Origin of the sequence: Streptomyces odontomachi (assembly GCF_024435355.1) — a bacterium.
Taxonomy (GTDB): Bacteria; Actinomycetota; Actinomycetes; order Streptomycetales; family Streptomycetaceae; genus Streptomyces; species Streptomyces odontomachi.
The window spans coordinates 70,692-90,034 of sequence record NZ_JAMJWG010000022.1; the positions used below are offsets into that span (position 1 = coordinate 70,692).

15 protein-coding genes and 1 pseudogene are annotated in these 19,343 nt (G+C 72.1%); 7 read left to right on the forward strand and 9 right to left on the reverse strand.

What is annotated here, in order from left to right:
- Nucleotides 1-103 precede the first annotated feature (103 nt).
- Nucleotides 104-2,287 (reverse strand): alpha-amylase family protein, encoded by a 2,184-nt coding sequence (locus tag NQO67_RS43985; RefSeq protein WP_305126619.1) that lies wholly within the window; start codon nucleotides 2,285-2,287, stop codon nucleotides 104-106.
- A 14-nt stretch (nucleotides 2,288-2,301) separates the two neighbouring features.
- Complete coding sequence (locus tag NQO67_RS34205; protein WP_255954285.1) at nucleotides 2,302-4,137, reverse strand: MBL fold metallo-hydrolase; 1,836 nt, start codon at nucleotides 4,135-4,137, stop codon at nucleotides 2,302-2,304.
- Between the two features lie 470 nt (nucleotides 4,138-4,607).
- On the opposite strand from NQO67_RS34205, the gene NQO67_RS34210 reads away from it, so the two are divergent.
- The gene (locus tag NQO67_RS34210; RefSeq protein ID WP_255954286.1) at nucleotides 4,608-5,090 is read left to right on the forward strand and encodes a phosphate-starvation-inducible PsiE family protein; all 483 of its coding nucleotides are present in this window, start codon (nucleotides 4,608-4,610) and stop codon (nucleotides 5,088-5,090) included.
- 213 nt (nucleotides 5,091-5,303) lie between these two features.
- Nucleotides 5,304-6,794 (forward strand): bifunctional lysylphosphatidylglycerol synthetase/lysine--tRNA ligase LysX, encoded by a 1,491-nt coding sequence (gene lysX / locus NQO67_RS34215; RefSeq protein ID WP_255954287.1) that lies wholly within the window; start codon nucleotides 5,304-5,306, stop codon nucleotides 6,792-6,794.
- A gap of 240 nt (nucleotides 6,795-7,034) precedes the next feature.
- On the opposite strand, the gene NQO67_RS34220 is transcribed toward lysX, so the two are convergent.
- On the reverse strand, nucleotides 7,035-8,510 hold the full coding sequence (locus NQO67_RS34220) for a C39 family peptidase (RefSeq protein ID WP_255954288.1): 1,476 nt from the start codon (nucleotides 8,508-8,510) through the stop codon (nucleotides 7,035-7,037).
- 286 nt (nucleotides 8,511-8,796) lie between these two features.
- On the opposite strand from NQO67_RS34220, the pseudogene NQO67_RS34225 reads away from it, so the two are divergent.
- The 5 genes and pseudogenes from NQO67_RS34225 to NQO67_RS34245 form a co-directional block, all read left to right on the forward strand.
- A pseudogene (locus NQO67_RS34225) lies at nucleotides 8,797-9,339 on the forward strand (uridine kinase family protein); the annotation flags it as partial.
- A 762-nt stretch (nucleotides 9,340-10,101) separates the two neighbouring features.
- On the forward strand, nucleotides 10,102-11,967 hold the full coding sequence (locus NQO67_RS34230) for an AAA family ATPase (RefSeq protein WP_255954290.1): 1,866 nt from the start codon (nucleotides 10,102-10,104) through the stop codon (nucleotides 11,965-11,967).
- A 357-nt stretch (nucleotides 11,968-12,324) separates the two neighbouring features.
- Nucleotides 12,325-12,735: a (R)-mandelonitrile lyase gene (locus NQO67_RS34235; protein ID WP_255954291.1), complete on the forward strand. Its 411-nt coding sequence runs from the start codon at nucleotides 12,325-12,327 to the stop codon at nucleotides 12,733-12,735.
- A gap of 55 nt (nucleotides 12,736-12,790) precedes the next feature.
- Nucleotides 12,791-13,456: an SDR family NAD(P)-dependent oxidoreductase gene (locus NQO67_RS34240; RefSeq protein ID WP_255954292.1), complete on the forward strand. Its 666-nt coding sequence runs from the start codon at nucleotides 12,791-12,793 to the stop codon at nucleotides 13,454-13,456.
- Nucleotides 13,453-13,608, forward strand: coding sequence for a hypothetical protein (locus NQO67_RS34245; RefSeq protein ID WP_255954293.1), 156 nt, complete (start codon nucleotides 13,453-13,455; stop codon nucleotides 13,606-13,608). Before NQO67_RS34240 ends, NQO67_RS34245 begins: the two co-directional genes overlap by 4 nt.
- A gap of 151 nt (nucleotides 13,609-13,759) precedes the next feature.
- Here NQO67_RS34245 and NQO67_RS34250 read toward each other — a convergent pair whose 3' ends face one another.
- The 6 genes from NQO67_RS34250 to ribH all read right to left on the reverse strand — a co-directional run bounded on the left by NQO67_RS34250 (nucleotide 13,760) and on the right by ribH (nucleotide 19,327).
- Entirely contained in the window at nucleotides 13,760-14,869 is a 1,110-nt protein-coding gene (locus NQO67_RS34250) for a hemolysin family protein (RefSeq protein WP_255954294.1), read from the reverse strand.
- Nucleotides 14,866-16,299, reverse strand: a complete 1,434-nt coding sequence (locus NQO67_RS34255; protein ID WP_255954295.1) for a hemolysin family protein — start codon at nucleotides 16,297-16,299, stop codon at nucleotides 14,866-14,868. Before NQO67_RS34255 ends, NQO67_RS34250 begins: the two co-directional genes overlap by 4 nt.
- Nucleotides 16,300-16,673: 374 nt before the next feature.
- Nucleotides 16,674-17,186: a PH domain-containing protein gene (locus NQO67_RS34260; protein ID WP_255954296.1), complete on the reverse strand. Its 513-nt coding sequence runs from the start codon at nucleotides 17,184-17,186 to the stop codon at nucleotides 16,674-16,676.
- Between the two features lie 34 nt (nucleotides 17,187-17,220).
- A complete protein-coding gene (gene hisG / locus NQO67_RS34265; protein WP_255954297.1) occupies nucleotides 17,221-18,090 on the reverse strand; it encodes an ATP phosphoribosyltransferase in 870 nt (289 codons plus the stop codon).
- A 121-nt stretch (nucleotides 18,091-18,211) separates the two neighbouring features.
- Complete coding sequence (locus NQO67_RS34270) at nucleotides 18,212-18,484, reverse strand: phosphoribosyl-ATP diphosphatase (RefSeq protein WP_255954298.1); 273 nt, start codon at nucleotides 18,482-18,484, stop codon at nucleotides 18,212-18,214.
- A 363-nt stretch (nucleotides 18,485-18,847) separates the two neighbouring features.
- On the reverse strand, nucleotides 18,848-19,327 hold the full coding sequence (gene ribH / locus NQO67_RS34275) for a 6,7-dimethyl-8-ribityllumazine synthase (protein WP_255954299.1): 480 nt from the start codon (nucleotides 19,325-19,327) through the stop codon (nucleotides 18,848-18,850).
- Nucleotides 19,328-19,343 lie beyond the last annotated feature (16 nt).

A 19,343-nucleotide genomic window follows, 5' to 3' on the forward strand; every position in this document is an offset into this window, starting at 1 on the left:
GGGCCGCTTCCCTGGTCACCCCGGGGGACCGAGCGGCGTGCGCCGGCTCGTCCGGTCCGCGGGCGCCGTCCGGTCCGCCCGTCCGGCCGTTCACCCGGCGCGCTCAGTCCCGGCGGCCCGTGCGCTGCTCGGACCACTGGGCGCGCAGCGCCGCGTAGTCGCACTCCTCCAACGGCTCGCCCGTACGGTCGAGCTGGGTGGTCACGTACAGTGCCGGAACACCGAGTCGCCGCTTCACGGCACCGTAGGCACGCCATTGGGCACGGTCGGGGGCGCACCAGTCGTCGGTGTCGATCAGCAGCCCCGGGCAGGACGCCGCGGCGACCGCCGCGCGGTAGCGCATCTGCGGCACGAGCGGGGCCCAGGGGTCCGGGTCGTCGAGTCGCAGCATGTCATTGAGCCGGATCATATCGGTGACGTCCGCGAACGACGGGTGTGGCGTGTGCGTCACGACCAGGGCATCCGGTTTCGCCGCCTTCGCCGCCCGGTAGAGGGTGGCCAGCTGGGTGTGCAGCAGCGCGATGCCCCAGCCGGGCCCCGTGCCGGTGAGGGAGTGGCCCGACGGGGTGTCGGCGGTGAAGTCGATCTTCAGCCCGTCGGCGTCGAGGCCGTCCGGGGCGAGCAGCCGGCGGATGTTCTCCGTGAGCAGGGCACGGGCGCCGGGGTGGTCGGGGTCCAGGGTGACGGGGTGGCCGTCGGGCGTGCGGACGCACAGCTCGTCCGGGACGCCCTCGGTGGACCAGGCGCGCCACCAGAGCAGCACCCGCTGCCCGGCGGCGTGCCGGGCGGCGATCCAACCCCGCAGGTCGGGCCATCTGCCGGGGTCGGGCTCCCAGGAACCGTAGGCCCGCTGCCACTTGTCGTCGATGACGACGGTGCCGGGCACCAGGCCGTGCTCGGCCAGCACCGCCAGGTGCGCGTCATACTCCTCACGGGTGCTCAGCTCGGGTGCCGGGCGGCCGGTGTCCCTGGCGCGCCCCATCTGCGCGCCCCACCCGCAGAACATCGGCTCGGACCACCAGGCGGGGCGCTGCCGCCCGCCGGGCTGCGCGGTCGGGGTGGTCCAGCCAGGGCCGTCAGGACGGTCAGCCCGGTCGGTTCGGTCGGTCCGGTCAGTTCGGTCCCCACGGGTTCGGTCCGGATCAGGGACGGCCGCTCGACGTGCCGCCGGGACCGCTGGTGCTGCCGATCCCGCCGGTACCGGGCCGGCGACCCGATCCGGCTCCGGCTCCGGCTCGGACTCCGAGTCCGGCTCTGGCTCCGGCTCCGGCTCCGGCTCCGGGACGAAGCCGTGCGCCCGCAGCCAGCCGAGGTGTGCCCGCAGCCCCGCGTACGGGTCCGGGTGGCCGGGTGAGAGAAGCACCGCGGGGGTGCGGAAGTCGCCGTCGACCCGGGTGTGCGCCTCGTAGTCCAGGCACAGGTGCCAGCCCAGGTCGGACGGTACGTAGCGGGCCTGGGTGAAGGTCAGCCGGTGCACCGGCGCGCCGATCCCGAGCGTCCACCAGGTGCCGGCGGCGTGCTCCGCCGGGTCGGCGTCGTCCGGGAGCCTCTCGCCGGTGAGGGCCAGGCAGAGCGGTGGCGGGGTGAAGAACCAGTGCCCCCGGCCGGGACGGGCGTCCCCGCACGCTCCGAGGACGGCGCTCTCGCCGGCGCCGCGCAGGAGCCGGCGGGGCGGCCCGGGGTTGGGCGTGAAGAGCGTGTGCCAGTCGTGGCCGCTGGGCCGCAGTCCACCGCCCCGGCCACCGAGCACCGAGCGGGTGGCGAAGAGCGCCGCGGACTCCAGGTCGCCGCTCCCCCGCACCAGCCAGCTGACCTCGCAACCGTCCGCGGTGCACACGAGCCGGGTCTCGGCGTGCCGCCACGCCGTACTGCGCCGGGCCACAGTGATCACCGGCCAGCCCTCCGAGGCCACGAGTGCGGGCGGCGCGACGGAGAGCGTCTCGTCGACGGCGCCGGTACGGTCGAGCGCGCCCGGGAGTTGCAGCTCCACGGGGTGACCGGGGCCGCTCGACAGCCGGGCGGTGCCGCCGTCGGCGGCCACCGTGAGCCGGTAGCCGGGCGCCGTGACGGTGATCGTGCCGTCCGCGGACCGGTGCGCGCTCACCTCGCCGTCCGGGCCCGACGGTGCCCGCGTCCCGGGCTGCCCCTCCCTCGCCGCCACCGTCGCCGTCTCCGCCGCTGCCCTCGCAGCCCCCGGACCTGCCGTCACCGTGATCTCCTTCGCCGCCGCATCGCTCTGCGGGGTCCTCGTCGTCGTGGGCTCGATCACTGCCGTGGGCTCAGTCACTGTCGTGGGCTCTGTCACCGCACGCTCACCAGGGCCTCCGCCTGCTGTCCGAACCGCAGCTGCCCCACCGTCAGGTCCGCGCCCACCCGCAGCCGCTCCGCCGGGGGCCCCGCCTCGGGCACCGTGACCACGAACTCGACCCGCCGTTCCTCGTGCCCGCCGAGCGTGGTCGTCGCCGGATCCGGCTGGACCCGCCAGCCCGGGGGCACCACCAGGCGGACCTCGGCGGGTTCGGCGCCCGGGAGCGGATTGCGTACCTCGACCTCCAGGCGCACCGTGCCGCCGGGCTCGACCACGCTGCGGTAGGGGAAGATCCGGGCGGCGAAGCCCTCGGCTTCGAAGTCCAGGTCCCCAGGCAGCAGTTCCCGGTGCAGCCGGGCCAGCTCCCGGCCCTTGTCCAGCAGCATGTCCAGGTAGGCGTCGGTCACCTCGTACGGGAACCAGTGGCCGCTGATCATCAGCTCCGGCCGCAGGATGCGGTACAGCTCGGCGCTGCGGGTGAAGTCGTCGATGCGGAACCGGTTGCGGTACTGGTAGTTGAGGATCTCCGGCTTGAGTCCCGGCTCCCACTCGGTGGTCTGCTGGTCACCGGTGGCGATGGTCCGCCGGCCGTCGGCGGTGAAGGAGTACGCGGCGGCGTAGAGCGTGTGGCCGGGCAGGTCGTGCACGCCTATCTCGTACTCGCGCCAGCGCACCGGCCGGCCCACGGGCAGTTCGCGGTCGACGGGGATCGGGTCGTACCACAGGCAGGGCAGGTCCCAGTACGTGGGCGCGGCGAGCACCGGGGCGATGTGCGCGGGCGCCCACACCTCGGTGCCGTGCACCTCGCGCAGCAGGTTGAACCCGGCCACGTGATCGTCGTGGTAGTGGGTGGGCAGGGCCACCTCGACGGTGTCGATGCCGTGGTCACGGCGGAGTGCCTCGATGGAGGCGAGCAGCGGGCGGCGCGCGGAGCGGTCCTGGCCGCCGGCAAGGCCGGTGGTCAGGTCGTAGCCGAAGTCCAGCAGCAGCGCGGTGCCGTCGTCGGACAGCAGCGCGTAGGAGTTGGCCATCGACGTGGTGTTGCGCAGCAGGTGCGGCCCGGTGACCTCACGCCAGGGCTGCTGGAGCATCCGCTCCGGGTCGAAGGGGGCGCTCCGGCTCATGCCCAGCAGCGCCTGGAGCCGGTCGCGTAGCCGGGCGACGGCCCGCGGCGGGTCGGTGACAACAGCGCCGTGCGAGGGAAGCAGCGTGCCGGGGGTGTGGTCGAGCAGTTGCTGGCAGGAGAGCATCGTGGCGGCCACGCCCTCCTTGCCGGCATTGCCGTGGAAACCGGTGTACGACCACTGGGTCGCGGCGAGCGACCACAGCCGGCCCTCGCCGTGCACCAGGTCGCCCACGAAGGCGAGCCGGGCACCGCCGTGGTCCACCAAGTAGCTGACGGAACCGACGGTGTGGCCCGGGGTGGGCAGCGTGTAGACCTCCACCGGGCCGTAGCGCCGGGTGCGGTACTCCGCGACGGTGCCGGTGACCGGAACCTGGTAGAGCAGCGAGAAACGGTCCTGGCGGACGTCGTAGTCGTTCTCGACACGGCGGGTGCGCCAGTGCTCGTCGACGCCGGCGATCAGGTCCTTCTCCACCGGGGGCACAAAGATCCGGATTCCGGCCGCCGCGGCGCGGGCCAGGCCCTGGACCTGGTCACGGTGGTGATGGGTGATGAGCACGTCCGTGACCTCGTCGACGTCGAAGCCGGCGAGGTGGTCCAGGACGTCGCCGCTGCCGAAGTCGATCAGCACAGCCTGCCGGCCGGACCTGAGAACGTAGACGTTGCAGGTGTCCCGGAAGAGGAACACATCGCTTCCGACCAGCACTTTCCGCTCCCTGGGGCGCTATGCAATCGATACCAGATGGGAACGGTGCCAGGCGTCGGGGCGGACGGTCAAGCATTCGGGCGCCGGAGAGCTGCCCGGAAGGGGAGCCGGCCGGAAGGGGAAAGGGGAGGTGGCCGGCGGGAAGTTGCCAGACCGGTTCCCGACGTCCCCCGCGGGCGGCTGGCCGAGCTTGCACCGGATTCTGGGATCGATCCCGGCCGGGCGGGTACGGTGCCGGGGCGCCTGGCCTGGCGGACCACCGGCCGCCGAGCACGGACTTGGACCGGACCGGGCCTTGACCGCCGACCGCCGACCGCCGACCGCCGAGCCGAACCGGGCCTTGCCCGCCGGACCGGGCCTTGCCCGCCGGACCGAGCCGGGACCCGGGGGTTGGGCCATTCGTGGCTCCTCCATCCGCGGGCGGCCGTGCAGCACGGCAGGAGTGCTCCGGCGATCGTAGATTGCCGTCTGTGCCGGACTCACCCCCCACGCCCGTCGCCCCCCGCGTCCAGCGGCTCCTCCAGAGCGCCGAGGACGTCATCCACCTGATCGTCGCGGTGCTGCTGGTGCTCGTCGGGGCCCTTCTGCTGGCCGACGTCGTCAAGGACGTGGTCGACGCGGTGAGCGGGCCCTATCACGAGTTGGCGATCGTGCTCGCCATCCTGGACAACAGCCTGGTGTTGTTCATCGTCGCCGAGCTGCTGCACACCGTCCGTCTCACCATCAGGAACCACACGCTGAACGCCGAGCCCTTCCTCGTCGTCGGCCTGATCGCGGGCGTCCGGAAGATCCTCATCGTCACCGCCCAGACCGAGCGGTCCTTCCAGTGGCAGCCGCAGGGGGTGGAGATCCTCATGCTGGTCGCACTGGTCCTGGCGATGGCGGTGGCCATCCTGGTGCTGCGGCACGCGACCCGGCCCGACACCTTCACCACGGATCTCGGCCGCCCCTGACGCGAGCATCTCACCGGCACTTCCCAGCACTTCCCCCGCTTCCAGCTACCGTCCGCCGCAGCATCGGCACCGGCACCAGCACCGGCACCGGCACCGGCACCGGAAACCTGCCAAAACCCTCCCAGCGCCAAGGACAGCGCGAGGAACGCGAGGAAGGGGACCGGCCACTGAACGCGACGGAGTCGCGGCTCGATGCCGCCTATCCTTGACGCCATGAGTGACGAGACCTACCAGGACGCCCCGGAGCAGATGCGCGTCCGCCTGGAGAAGGCGGCGCGGCTCCGTGAGAACGGCGTCGAACCGTGGCCGGTGACCTACCCGCGCACGCACACCATCGGCGAAATCCGGGCGAAGTATCCCGAGCTGGACGCCGACACTGCGACCGGGGAGAAAGCCGGAATCACGGGCCGGGTCATGCTGTCACGAGTCGGCGGCAAGCTCTGCTTCGCCACTCTGCGGGACGGGACCGCCGAGATGCAGGTGATGATCTCGCTCGCGGGCGTCGGCGAGGAGGCGCTCGCGGCGTGGAAGCGCGACGTCGACCTCGGCGACCATGTCGGCGTGACGGGCGAGATCATCTCGTCCAAGCGCGGCGAACTGTCGATCATGGCGGAGAGCTGGGCGATCACGTCGAAGTGCCTGCGGCCACTACCGGAGAAGCACGCCGGGCTCACCGACCCCGAGGCGCGCGTCCGCTACCGCTATCTCGACCTCATCGTCAACGACGAGGCCCGCAAGATGGCCCACCTGCGGAGCGACACCGTACGGGCGATCCGGGACTTCTGGCACTCCGAGGGCTACCTCGAGGTGGAGACGCCGATGCTCCAGCCGATCCACGGCGGCGCGGCGGCCCGACCGTTCAAGACCCACATCAACGCCTACAACATGGAGTTGTACCTCCGGATCGCGATCGAGCTGTACCTGAAGCGGCTCGTCGTCGGTGGCATCGAGAAGGTCTTCGAGATCAACCGGAACTTCCGGAACGAGGGTGCGGACTCCACGCACAACCCCGAGTTCACGATGCTCGAGGCCTACGGTACCTACCTCGACTACAACGGCATGGCCGACCTCACGCAGCGCTCGGCTCAGCAGGCCGTCATGGCCGCACTGGGCACGACCGTGGTCGTCCACGACAACGTCGAGTACGACCTGGGCATCGCCGAATGGCCGCGGAAGACCGTCTACGGCCTGGTCTCGGACGCGCTCGGCGAGGAGATCACCCCGCACACCCCGATCGAGAGCGTCCGCAAGCTCGCCGACGCCCGTGAGGTCGAATGGGACTCCAAGTGGGGTCAGGGCAAGCTCGTCCAGGAGCTGTTCGAGGAGCTCGTCGAGCACACCCTCATGCAGCCCACGTTCGTCATGGACTACCCGGTCGAGACCTCGCCGCTGACCCGCCAGCACCGCTCCGAGCCGCTCCTGGCGGAGAAGTGGGACCTGATCGGTTTCGGCGCCGAACTGGCCACGGCCTACTCGGAGCTGATCGACCCCATCGAGCAGCGCCGCCGCCTCACCGAGCAGTCCCTGCTGGCCGCCGGCGGCGACCTGGAAGCCATGCAACTCGACGAGGACTTCCTGCGCGCCCTGGAGTACGGCATGCCTCCCACGGGCGGCATGGGAATGGGCATCGACCGCCTGATCATGGCCATCACCGGCAAGAACATCCGCGAAACCATCCTGTTCCCGCTGGTGAAGCCCAGCTGACGGCGAGGACGAGTCCGCGGCGGGCAGTGCCGTACCCGCTCCCGAGGCGGGGTACGGCACCGCTCGCGGATCCGCTGGCGACGGCGAGAGGTCGTGGCAACCATGCCCTCTCCCCGTCGGCGAGACGACGGCCGGCGGCCCGCTGCCAGCCGCCCGCTGCCCGCTACCCGCTACCCGCTTCGACGGCGGCGGCCGTCAGGTGATGGGTGAGGTGTACACGGACCAACGTCCCCCGGCGGTTCAGCGAACCCCGACAGCCTCCAGAGCCGCGAGCTGGGCTGCCGTGGGATCGGCCGGGAAGTACAGGTAGCACACCCCACCCGTACCGCTCTTGACCTTCCCCTTGTCGTCGTAGCGCTTGGTCCTGAGCCAGATGTTCTCGAACTCGCGCCTCAGGTAGACGTTGCGCACCGCGTCGTCGCTCGACGAGGCGGGGTCGTTGGCGACGACGTCACCCTCCGGGGTGAAGCCGGCGATCACCATCAGATGCCCGGACGTGCCGTAGTTCGCGCCCGTCAGCTCGCTCGCCAGGAACGACTGGGAGGTGATGATGGGGATCCCGGCGTCGATCAGCCGCTCCGCGTCGGTCAGCGAGCCGAGCCGGGTGACCACTCCCTGGAAGTCGGGGTACGTGGCCGCGTATGCGGCGTTGAAGGGCCAGTTGCCGCAGCCCTCGTACTGGTAGTCGTACACGTAGCGGGCCGCCTGGTCCACCTCCGGATCCGCGTACGAAGGGTCGATCCAGGCCATGTCGGCGGCGCTGGGCCCGCGACCCCAGAACTTGATGACCATCGACGACGAGGTGGCGCTGCACCAGGCCTCGCCGCCGCCGTCGTACTCCGGGTACTCGCCGGCGTGGATGTTCTGCGAGAACCGCGGCACGGCCAGTTCCCTGGCCACGCTCGGCGTGGTGGCGGGCACCTCGAAGCGGTCCGGGACGTCCGAGCCCATCACGCCGGCCCGCCACACCACCGGAGCGGCCGTGCTGCCCGGAGCACGGTAGAGCGTCAGCCGCAGCCGGGCGGAGGCCAGCCGGAGGCCGGCGGACGGGTCGTCGATGGAGAAGGTGTCCGTGTAGACGCTGCTGCGGTCGTCGGACTGGCCGTCGACCGAGGTGCGCTTGATGTCCTCGTCACCGGAGGCCCAGCGGCCCATCACGTACCACGGGGTCTGGGTGCCGTCGGAGTAGCTGCCCTGGAGCTCGATCTGGAGCCAGGTGCCCTTGGGCGTGTGCGCGTTCCAGGAGGCGATGGCTTCCGTGGCCGGTACGGTCAGCTCGTACACGGGCGACGTCCAGCGGGCGTACTCCCATGTGGCGGTGGTGCCGGTGTGCGGGTCGGTGTAGTCGGTGGTGCCGACGGATGCGGCGAGGGTCAGGCCCGGCCGGGTGCCGGAGGCGGCCTCGGTGCCCTCCGCCGTACCGCTGCGCCAGTCGCTGGACGAGGTCCAGGCGTGATAGTCCACCAGGGGGTTGGCCGTCTCCTTCTTGCACGGGTGCGTGTGACTTCGGTGCCCGCCCGCCTGCGCCTGCGTACGGGAGGCCGCTGCGGCGGGGACGGCGGTGCCCGCGGTGGCGGCGACGGCCAGGGACGCGGCGGCGGCCAGCAGGGTGCGCCGGGACGCGGTGGGAGCGCCGGTCGGCGCGTCGACGGGCGCGCCGGAAGTGCCGGCCGGAGTGTCGGGTGTGCCGTGTGGTGTATCGGCTGATCTGGTCATAGGACGAGGAACCCCCAGTCGGCGTGATCCCTTGGGATCGACCCTCGGGACGGTCATGCTGCGGCCACGGTGGACGGTGTGGGGCCACTATGAACGCTCCCGACCGGCTTCTGCCAGCGTCCACGGCACTTGGACGGCCACCAATATTGGCCTCTACCTGTGGCGGCGAAAGGGGGGCGGGGGGCTGGTCGCCCGTTCGGGGGCGCGCAAGTGGTCGAAGACTCGGGCGCTCGAGCGCTCGGGCGTGCAAGCCATCGCCGATGCGCCCGGGCGTACGCTGGATCGAGTGATCGTTCCGCCCCCGCTCCCCCGCCTCGCCGACACGCTGCGGCGGTCCACCCCGTCCTGCGGCGCCAGCCGCCTGATCGCCGTCGACGGGCACGCCGGATCGGGGAAGTCGACCTTCGCCGCCCTGCTGTCCACCGCCCTCGGCGGCGCCCCCGTGCTGCATCTCGATGCGCTCGCCACGCACGCGGAGCCTTTCGAGTGGACCGGGAGCATGCGGCGGCAGGTGATCGAGCCGTTGAGCCGCGGCGAGCCGGCGCACTATCGCCCCTACGACTGGGACGCGCGCGCATTCGGAGCGCCCCTGACGCTTCCGGCCGCGCCGGTGGTGCTCGTCGAGGGCGTCGGGGCGGGCCGGGCCGCGCTGCGCCCCTGGCTGGCCCGGCTGCTCTGGATGGAACTGCCGCGGGAGGAGGCCTGGCGACGCGGCCGGCGGCGGGACGGACCGGCGCTGACCGCCTTCTGGGACGGCTGGACCGCCGCCGAGCGCGCCCACTTCGCCGCCGACCCGTCCCGCCCCTTCGCCCAGTACCTCGTACGGCAGCAGTGCCGCACGGACAGCGCGCCCGGGCACGCTGCGGACGAAGCCGTACGGCGGGTTTCGGACGATGTGGTGGGGCGGATTTCGGACGAGGCGGTAGGGCACGCCTCGGGCGAGGCGGTGGGGCCGAACGGTACCGAGCGACTCCCGGGGTCCACGCGCCTCATGGCGTACGAGGTGTTGCCGGGGCCCGCCGGCACGCGTTCGCCCGGTAACGGCGCCCATGAAGCCGGCCTGGGACCTCACCCAGAGTAATGATCAGACCGCGGCGAACTAAGCGCTTGGAAAACGACTTCCATAACTCGGCCAACTCGGCTTGACCACGGGGCCTTACAGGTCTTACGTTCTCAGTGCGGCCCTTTCGAGGGCCCGGCAGACGCGAAGCCCCCGGTTGTTCCCCCGTGATCGGGGGCTTCGTTCTGTCCCTTGCACCCCACTTATCCGGTGCGCGCCCGGCGCATTTTTTCACGCTCGGTCACCAACTCCCCCTCCCTTTCTGCGCGTACACCCGGCGCGTCCCGCTCCGCCCGAGGGTCCGGATACGCCGGGAATCGCTTCAAACGCGGCCCTTCCCACATTGCGCCGCTCTTCGGCCCGCCACACCGCCGCAGGTACGATGCTTTCGGTGCAGGTGACCCAGGCGGCGACCGACGGCCGCACAGCGCATGCCAGTCGATTCCCGTCCACGGCCAGGCGGTTCGGCGAGGGAGCCGGCGGGCACCAACCCGACGGCACACCACGGGGGCACGGTTTGTGGGGGACGTGATGGACTTCGGCATGCAGGGCTCACCAGCCCCGGCCGACCTTGCCTGGCTCAGGGGGGTCGACGCCTACACGATGGGCGCGTATCCGCAGGCTGAGGAGGAGTTCCGCACCGCGGTGCGGCTGGACCCCGGCATGGCCGACGGGTGGTTGGGCCTGCACGCCCTGCGTGTCGACATCACCCCGGCCCTGCTGCGGATGTACCAGCACCGCGAGCGCTTCGGCGAGCAGCGCGCCCGGCACCGCAGGACCCTCAACTCCTGGTACTGGCTCGGCTGGTGGGTACAGCCGGTCCTGGAGTCGCCGCGCGACCTGCTGCTCGCGCACGCCTCGCACTGGCTGGACGGCCGCCACGTCCCCGAACTGGACCGCGCCCTGGCCTCCCTGCCACCGGTGGACACCGACGGGCAGGTGCGCTTCCTGCACGCCTGCCGCGCCTACCTCGTCAAGGACTGGGAGCAACTCGTCCGGCACACCGACCCGTTGCTCGACGACCCGATGCTCGGCATCGAGGCCGGCCTGTTCGGCGGCATGGCGCGGGTCCGGCTCGACATGTACGGCCAGGCGGAGCCGCTGCTGTCCGCGGCGCTGATGCGCTGCCGCAGCGAGCAGCCCCAGCGCAAGGAGCTGCGCTACTGGCTCGCCCGCGCCCACGAGGGCACCGGCCGCAGCGCAGCGGCGCTGCCCCTGTACCGCGCCGTGCACCGGGTGGACCCCGCGTTCATGGACACCTCGGCACGGCTCGCCGCGATATCCGAAGGCGACGGGTACGACGAGTCGGCGGACGTCGCCGCCATCGCCCTCGCCGGTGTCGGCCAGGACACGGCGGACGGCGCCGATCCGCTGTACGGCGTCGAGGGCCGGGACGTGCGGCTCGGCGAGCCGGAGCCGCCGAGCGCCCCCCTGCCGCCCAAGCACACCGACGGCATCCGGGAGAAGGCGGTCGTGCCGGTGCCGGCCAGCCCGCCACAGCCACCCCCGGGGCCCGCCGACCCCGCGCTGCTGGCCGCCGCGATCGCCGAGCTGGAACGCATGGTGGGCCTCGAGCCCGTCAAACGGCAGGTCAAGGCGCTCTCCGCACAGCTCAACATGGCCCGGTTGCGCGCCGGCCAGGGCCTGCCCGTGCAGCCCCCCAAGCGCCACTTCGTCTTCTCCGGCCCGTCCGGCACCGGCAAGACCACCGTCGCCCGCATCCTCGGCAGGGTCTTCTACGCGCTCGGACTGCTCGGCGGCGACCACCTCGTGGAGGCCCAGCGCGCCGACCTCGTCGGCGAATACCTCGGCCAGACCGCGGTCAAGGCCAACGAACTCATCGACTCGGCCATCGGCGGCGTCCTCTTCGTCGACGAGGCGTACGCCCTGTCCAACACCGGCTACGGCAAGGGCGACGCCTACGGCGACGAGGCGCTCCAGGTCCTGCTCAAGCGCGCCGAGGACAACCGCGACCACCTGGTCGTCATCCTCGCGGGCTACCCGGAGGGCATGGACCGGCTGCTCGCCGCCAACCCGGGCCTGTCGTCCCGCTTCACCACCCGCGTCGACTTCCCCTCCTACCGCCCCCTCGAACTGACCGCGATCGGCGAAGTGCTGGCCGCGGAGAACCGGGACTCCTGGGACGAGGAGGCCCTGGACGAACTGCGCGCCATCGCCGGGCACGTCGTCGACCAGGGCTGGATCGACGAGCTCGGCAACGGCCGCTTCCTGCGCACCCTGTACGAGAAGAGCTGCGCTTACCGGGACCTACGCCTCTCCGGCTACACCGGCACGCCCGGACGCGCCGACCTCGCGACGCTGCGGCTGCCGGATCTGATGCAGGCGTACGGGGAGGTTCTGTCGGGGCGGGGCCCCGGCGGCCCCACGGCCCTGTAGCAGGCGCTGGCGGCCTGGCTCAGCCCTTCTCGGCACTTCTCCGCCCTTCGCGGCCCTTCTCAGGGCTTCCGGGCACCGGGTCACAGCGCGGCCCACGGGCCGCGACCGGTCCGAAGGGGCGCCTCGGTCGTGTCCCGACCATCAGCCAGTGGTGGGTTGCCCGCGCAGTTCCCCGCACCCCTTCATGGGTCCCCCGCGGGGGACGAAGGAAGCGCGTGATCGTCGGTTGGGGGTCTTCGTTCAGCCTGCCTTTGGACCAGGTCTCCGAGGGCTACCAGGCTATGGAGGAGCGCCGCGCCATCAAAACCCTCCTCAAGCCCTGTCCTGCCGTCCGCCACCCCCGTAAGGAGCACTGCCGTGCAGATCACCCGTAGCTCGATCGACACCGCGAAGGGCCCCGCCGACTGGTTCACAGGCGACGTCTACATCGACCCTGTCGCCGCCGCCCCAGCCCCCTCCCGGGTCACCGCCTCCCTGGTGCACTTCATGCCCGGCGCCCGCACCCACTGGCACCGCCACCCGCTCGGTCAGACCGTCTTCGTCACCGAGGGCGTCGGCCTGTGCCAGCGACGCGGTGGACCGGTCGAGGTCATCCGGCCTGGCGACCGCGTCCTGTTCGAGGCCGATGAGGAACACTGGCACGGCGCCGCCCCGAACCGGCTGATGGTCCACCTGGCCATCAACGAGGGCGACGACGACCACGCCGTCGTGCACTGGCTGCACCCCGTCACCGACGACGAGTACACCGCCGCCCCGGCCACCGACTGACACCCGGCCCGCCCGGCCCTGCGTCCCCGCACCGCCCTCACCCGAAAGGTCAACCGTGACCACGTTCGCCCTCGTCGGCGCCGGCCCCGGACTGGGGCTGGCCGCCGCCCGCCGCTTCGGCGCCGCCGGCCACCACGTCGCCCTCCTCTCCCGCAACACCGACCGCCTCGGCGCCCTCGCTGGCGAACTCGACGGTGACGGCATCCGGGCGCGCGGCTTCACCGCCGACGTCCTCGATCCTGCCTCCCTCACCGCGGCCCTGGACGCAGCGGCCCGGGAGCTGGGGCCGATCGAGGTCCTCCAGTTCAGCCCGGCGCCCCGCAGCGACTTCATGAAGCCGGTCCTGGAGACGACCGCCGCCGACCTTGACGACCCGCTGGCCTTCTCCGTCAAGGGGTCGATGGCCTGTGTGCACGCCGTCCTGCCCGGGATGCGGGAGCTGGGCCGGGGCACGCTGCTGTTCGTCAACGGCGGCAGCGCCGCACGCCCGAACCCCCGCGTGGCCGGCACCTCGGTCGCGTTCGCCGCCGAGAGCGCCTACGCGGCGATGCTCCACGACGCCCTCGCACCCGAGAACATCCACGCCGCCCAGCTCATCGTCCCCGGCGCGATCCATCCCGACGCCGAGCACTCCAGCCCCGACGCGCTCGCCGAGCGCTTGTACGCCATCCACACCGACCGCGGCACGTTCCGGCACTACGCCGAGCCCATGCCCACATGATCCTCTCGGCCGACGCTCCTGAGCGCCCCAGCCCGCCGCAGCCTGCCGCCGCGTCCTGTTCCGTGCCGCGCCGGCAGCTGCGCTCCACCGACGCCGCCTTCACCACCGGCACCGCGCTCGTCGTCGACGGCGGCCACATCGCGCGCCGATGACCCGTTGCCCGCTCCCCCACTGGCCTGAGGGCGTGGGCGGCGCCCTTGTCCCCGCGCTCCCGTCACCTCCCCAGATCCCTGACGCGTCACCTCGCCAGAACCCCGAGAAGGGCGCGGGCATCTCCACCCGCGCCCTTCGGGGCTGCTCGTGTCAGCCCGCCATCGCCTCGCTCCGGGGCTCTGCGTCTCGTGTGGGCTCCGGGCTGTCGGGGTCGCGGTGGGCCGGGTCGCGTACCTCGCCGACCAGGAGTTCCAGGACGTCCTCCAGGGCCACCAGGCCGACCACCCGACCGGACGCGTCGGCGACCTGGGCGAGGTGGGTCGCCGCGCGGCGCATCACCGTCAGGGCGTCGTCGAGGGGCAGTTCGGCGCCCAGCGTGGTCATCGGCCGCCAGACGTGCTGCGGCACGGCACGTTCGCTGTCCTCCAGGTCGAGCACGTCCTTCACGTGCAGATAGCCCATGAAGGCGCGGCCGTCGGTGCTCACCGGGAAACGGGAGTAACCGGTGCGGGCGGTGAGCGCGACGATCTGGCCGGGGGTGACCGTGGGGTCCACGGTCACCAGGGACGCCGGATCGAGCAGCACATCCGTGACCTTGCGGGAGCCCAGCTCCAGCGCGTCCTCCAGCCTCTCCTGTTCCTCGGGGTCGAGCAGGCCCGCCTGACCGGAGTCCTCCACGAGGCGGTTGAGCTGCTCGCTGGTGAAGACGGCCGCCACCTCGTCCTTCGGCTCGACGCGGAAGAGGATCAGCACCCCGCGGGCACAGGCGCCGAGCGCCGCGGTCACCGGCCGGCACAGCCGCGCGAACGCGACGAGTCCCGGGCCGAGCCAGAGCGCCGCCTTCTCGGGCGCCGCCATCGCCAGGTTCTTCGGCACCATCTCGCCGATCACCAGGTGCAGGGCGACCACGAACACCAGTGCGAGGACATAGCCGAGCGGGTGAACCAGTTCGTCGGGCAGCCGGACGGCGGCGAACACCGGTTCCAGCAGGCTCGCGACGGTCGGCTCGGCGACGGCGCCGAGGGTGAGGGAGCAGACGGTGATGCCGAACTGCGCGGCGGCCATCATCTGCGGGAGGTTCTCCAGGCCGTGCAGCACCTGGCGGGCCCGCGCCGCGCGGGCGCGCTTCCCGGGTTCCTCCGGTCCCGGGGGAGGCTCGATCTGGCTGCGCCGCACCGACACCATGGCGAACTCGGCACCGACGAAGAACCCGTTGGCGAGCACCAGCAGGGCGGCGAACAGCAGCTGGAGCAGGCTCATCGCGCCGCCCCCTTCGCCGCAGCGGCCACAGCGGCATCCGCGCCCGCATCGGCGCGCCGCCCGGAACCGCCGCCGGATTCCCTACGGTCCCGGTCCCGACCGTCCGTGTCACCCTTGGCGGTCGGCTCCGTCGTCCTGACCAGCCGGACCCGTTCCGCGCGATAGTGGCCGACCTGACGCACCGTCAGCCGCCAGTCGGGCAGTTCGGCCCGGTCTCCCGGGGCGGGGATGCGGCCGAGCAGGTCGGCGACCAGGCCGGCCACGGTCTCGTACGGGCCCTCGGGTGCCTCGAGGCCGATGCGGCGCAGGGTGTCGACGCGGCAGCTGCCGTCGGCCTCCCAGGCCGGCCGGCCGTCCTCGGAGGGGGCGGTGGCCAGGTCGGGTGCGTCCTGTCGGTCGTGCTCGTCGCGCACCTCGCCGACGAGTTCCTCGACGATGTCCTCCAGCGTGACGACGCCCGCGGTGCCCCCGTACTCGTCGACGACCACCGCGATGGGCTGTTCGCTGCGCAGCCGGGCCAGGAGCGGCTGCACGGGCAGGGTCTCGGGCACCAGCAGCGGTGCCTGGGCGATGCGTTCCACAGGGGTGCGCAGCCGGTCCTGGGCGGGTATCGCCAGCGCGTCCTTGAGGTGCACCATGCCCACCACCTCGTCGATGCGCTCCCGGTAGACGGGGAAACGGGACAGGCCGGTGGCGCGGGTGAGGTTGACGACGTCCTCGGCGGTGGCGGAGGTCTGGAGGGCGCTGACCTTCACGCGCGGTGTCATGACGTGCTGGGCGGCCAGTTCGCCGAGGGAGAGGGTGCGCACGAAGAGGTCGGCGGTGTCCTGCTCCAGGGTGCCGGCCTGGGCCGAGTGGCGGGCCAGCGAGACCAGTTCGTCGGGGGTGCGCGCGGAGACCAGCTCGTCGGCGGGCTCGACGCCGAGGGCACGCACCAGACGGTTCGCGACCGTGTTCAGGGCGGCGATGACGGGGCGCAGCAGCCGGGCGAAGAGGTACTGGGGCCGGGCGACGAAACGGGCCACCTGAAGGGGCCGGGAGACGGCCCAGTTCTTGGGCACCAGCTCGCCGATCACCATCTGTATCGCGGAGGCCAGCAGCATGCCGACGACGACGGAGACCCCGGGCGCGGCGCCGTCGGGCAGGCCGGCCGCGGTGAGCGGGCCGGTGAGCAGCTCGGCGAGCGCCGGCTCGGCGAGCATGCCGACGACGAGGGAGGTGATGGTGATGCCCAGTTGGGTGCCGGAGAGCTGGAAGGACAGCTCCTTCAGGGCGGCGACGACGGTGCGAGCGCGCCGGTCACCGCCGGCGGCGGCCTGTTCGGCGTCGGCCCGCTCCACGGTGACGAGACCGAATTCGGCCGCGACGAAGAACCCGTTGGCCAGGATGAGGACGAGGGCTGCTCCGAGGAGCAGCAAGGGGATGATCATGCCGCCGCCTCCGTGTCGCACCGGACGCGGTCCGTGCTGGGGCTACTTCCCCCATGCCCTGAACGGGCTTGGGGGGTCCCCGCACCCACGCCTTCAAGGCAGTGGGGGCAGGTGGGGGCGGCGCAGGTACTACAGGACGAACCGTCCATCGCCTGAGGAAGTCACTCCTTGTTCAGCAGGAGCCCCCGCGCACCACCGGTGTGCTGTCGGGGGCAGGGGCGCGAGACGCGCCTCCACCACCAGATTAATCAAGACAGCGGCTCCCGCGTCAGTGTGAGCGCTCCCTGAGCCTGCCCTGATCTTTCTCACAGGCCGAGCACAGCGGGAATACGGCGGGTCCGGGCCCGCCCGCCGGCAAGCGTCGAAAGGCCGTCTCAGTGGCCGGGTCCCTGGTCGGCGGCGCCGTGCGCGTCCACCAGGGCGCGCAGGGCGCGGGCATCGGTGAGGGCGCGCCGTTTCGCGAGGCCGGGCTGGATGCCGAGGGCGGGCAGGCTGGTGCCGTCGCTCAGGTTCAGGAACACCCAGGGGTCACCAGATCGCAGGGTGACGTGCAGGATCTCGGCCCAGTCGAGCCGGCGGCTGCTGACGATGTTGACGACCGTGACACCGGTCACGTCGGCAACCACCTTCGGCCTGCTCAGCAGGACGAGTGCGGCGAACAGCATTCCCCCGGTGAGGACGAAGCTGAGCCTCTCCCCCGGGCCGACCGAAGGCAGCAGCAGGGCGATGACGGTGAGCACCACGAAGAGCGCGCCGCCGCCGATCAGCAGGACCGCACGGGTGAGCGCCGGCCGGAAGGTGACGGGCAGCGCCGGCAGCTCCGGGGCCCCGGGCCCCGGCAGGACGCGCTCCGGCGGGGCGGCGTCGGGTGTCGTTCGGTCCGTCATGACGGATGCTCCCGGGAGGGCTGCGCGGTGGTCGTCACAGGCGGCAGGCGTGGATGGCCGTGGTCAGGATGGCCCGCGCCCCCAGCGCATAGAGGTCGTCCATGATGCGCTGCGCGCCCTTGGCAGGCACCATGGCGCGCACGGCGACCCAGCCCTCGTTGTGCAGGGGGGAGACGGTCGGGGACTCCAGACCGGGGGTGAGGGCGACGGCCTGCTCCAGGTGCTCGGCGCGGCAGTCGTAGTCCATCATCACGTACGTCCTGGCCACCAGGACGCCCTGGAGACGGCGCAGGAACTGCTCCACCTTGGGCTGGTCCTCGGTGCCGGAGCGCGCCGCGTCACGCGAGCTGCGTGCCTGGATGACGACGGCCTCGGAGTGCATGATCGGCTCTCCTATGACCTCCAGGCCGGCGTTGCGCAGCGAGGTGCCGGTCTCCACGACGTCCGCGATGACGTCCGCGACGCCCAGCTCCACGGAGGTCTCCACCGCCCCGTCGAGGTGCACCACGGCGGCGTCGATGCCCTGGTCGGCGAGGTGGCCGGCGACGATGCCCTCGTACGAGGTGGCGATGGTCCGGCCGGCGAGGTCCTTCACGTCCGACGCCGTGCCGGGCCGCGTGGCGTAGCGGAACGTGGAGCGGGCGAACCCGAGCGCCAGGATCTCCTCGGCTTCGGCTCCGGAGTCGACCAGCAGGTCACGCCCGGTGATGCCGATGTCGAGGCGGCCGGAGGCGACGTAGATCGCGATGTCGCGGGGGCGCAGGTAGAAGAACTCGACCTCGTTGGCGGGGTCGACGATCACCAGTTCCTTGGAGTCCCGTCGCTGCTGGTACCCGGCCTCATGGAGCATCTCCGACGCAGGCCCGGAGAGTGAACCCTTGTTGGGGACGGCGATGCGCAGCATGAGCTCGGATTCCTTTGCGGGAAGGGGCTTCGAACGGAAGGGATGCGAACGGGGGAAGGGTGCGGGGGTGCCACGGGGACGGGCGGGCGGCGGTGCCGGGCGGGCGCGGCGGCCGGGCCGTTCAGAGATGGGCGTAGACGTCGTCGAGGCTGATGCCGCGGGCGACCATCATCACTTGGAGGTGGTAGAGCAGCTGCGAGATCTCCTCGGCTGTGGCGGCGTCGCCTTCGTGCTCGGCGGCCATCCACACCTCGGCGGCCTCCTCGACGATCTTCTTGCCGATCGCATGCACTCCCTTACCGACCAGCTCGGCGGTGCGGGAGGTGGCGGGGTCGCCGTGGGCGGCCTTCTGCTGGAGCTCGGTGAACAGCTCCTCGAACGTCTTCCTGGACATGATGGCCCCTACTCTACGCGGCCCTGCCACGCCCTCTTCACGGCGATGGCCGGTGTGGTCACTCCCCCTCGCCCCCGCCGACGGTCGGGCGGGTGCTAGGTCCTGTCGTCAAACTCCCGTCGTTGCCCGAAGGGCGGCCCGGCGGCTCCCCCACTGCCTGAAGGGCGTGGGCGGTACCCCCAGTGCGTGTTCTGGGGGTCCCCCCTGCTCGAAGAGCTTGGGGGAGTGCCGGGCGCGAGTCCGCGTACGCATGGGGGCACCTCCCACGCCGTTCAGGCAGTGGGGGAGTACGTGGGCTTGTGCCCGGTGCGGCGAGAGGGCGTGCATGACGCCGCCGGGCAGACGGGAGTTTGACGACAGGGCCTAGGCCCCGGGAATGCTCCGCAGGGTGGCCGCGGTGGCGACGGCCGCTGTGACGGCCTCGTGGCCCTTGTCCTCGTTGGAGCCCGCCAGGCCGGCGCGTTCCAGGGCCTGCTCCTCGGTGTCGCAGGTGAGCACGCCGAAGCCGATGGGCACGCCGGTGGTGATGGAGACCTGGGTCAGGCCCTGGGTGACGCCCTGGCACACGTAGTCGAAGTGCGGGGTGCCGCCTCGGATGACCACCCCGAGGGCGACCACCGCGTCGTAGCCGCGCACCGCAAGCGCCCGGGCGGCGACCGGCAACTCGAAGCTGCCCGGCACGCGCAGCACGGTGGCGTCCGCGATGTCGAGCTCGTCGAGGGCGCGCCGGGCGCCGTCCAGCAGACCGTCCATGATCTTCTCGTGCCATTGGGCGGCGACGACGGCGACCTTGAGGCCGCTGCCGTTCGTCACGCTCACTTCGGGTGCGCCCTTGCCGCTCACGTGCTGTTCTCCTTGG

Bases quoted from the DNA above. Each gene is read 5' to 3' on its own strand.
- NQO67_RS34250 (WP_255954294.1), bottom strand. From the start codon at position 14,869: ATGAGCCTGCTCCAGCTGCTGTTCGCCGCCCTGCTGGTGCTCGCCAAC.
- NQO67_RS34270 (WP_255954298.1), bottom strand. From the start codon at position 18,484: ATGTCCAGGAAGACGTTCGAGGAGCTGTTCACCGAGCTCCAGCAGAAG.
- NQO67_RS34260 (WP_255954296.1), bottom strand. From the start codon at position 17,186: ATGACGGACCGAACGACACCCGACGCCGCCCCGCCGGAGCGCGTCCTG.
- NQO67_RS34220 (WP_255954288.1), bottom strand. From the start codon at position 8,510: ATGACCAGATCAGCCGATACACCACACGGCACACCCGACACTCCGGCC.
- NQO67_RS34230 (WP_255954290.1), top strand. From the start codon at position 10,102: ATGGACTTCGGCATGCAGGGCTCACCAGCCCCGGCCGACCTTGCCTGG.
- hisG (WP_255954297.1), bottom strand. From the start codon at position 18,090: ATGCTGCGCATCGCCGTCCCCAACAAGGGTTCACTCTCCGGGCCTGCG.
- lysX (WP_255954287.1), top strand. From the start codon at position 5,304: ATGAGTGACGAGACCTACCAGGACGCCCCGGAGCAGATGCGCGTCCGC.
- NQO67_RS34245 (WP_255954293.1), top strand. From the start codon at position 13,453: ATGATCCTCTCGGCCGACGCTCCTGAGCGCCCCAGCCCGCCGCAGCCT.
- NQO67_RS34255 (WP_255954295.1), bottom strand. From the start codon at position 16,299: ATGATCATCCCCTTGCTGCTCCTCGGAGCAGCCCTCGTCCTCATCCTG.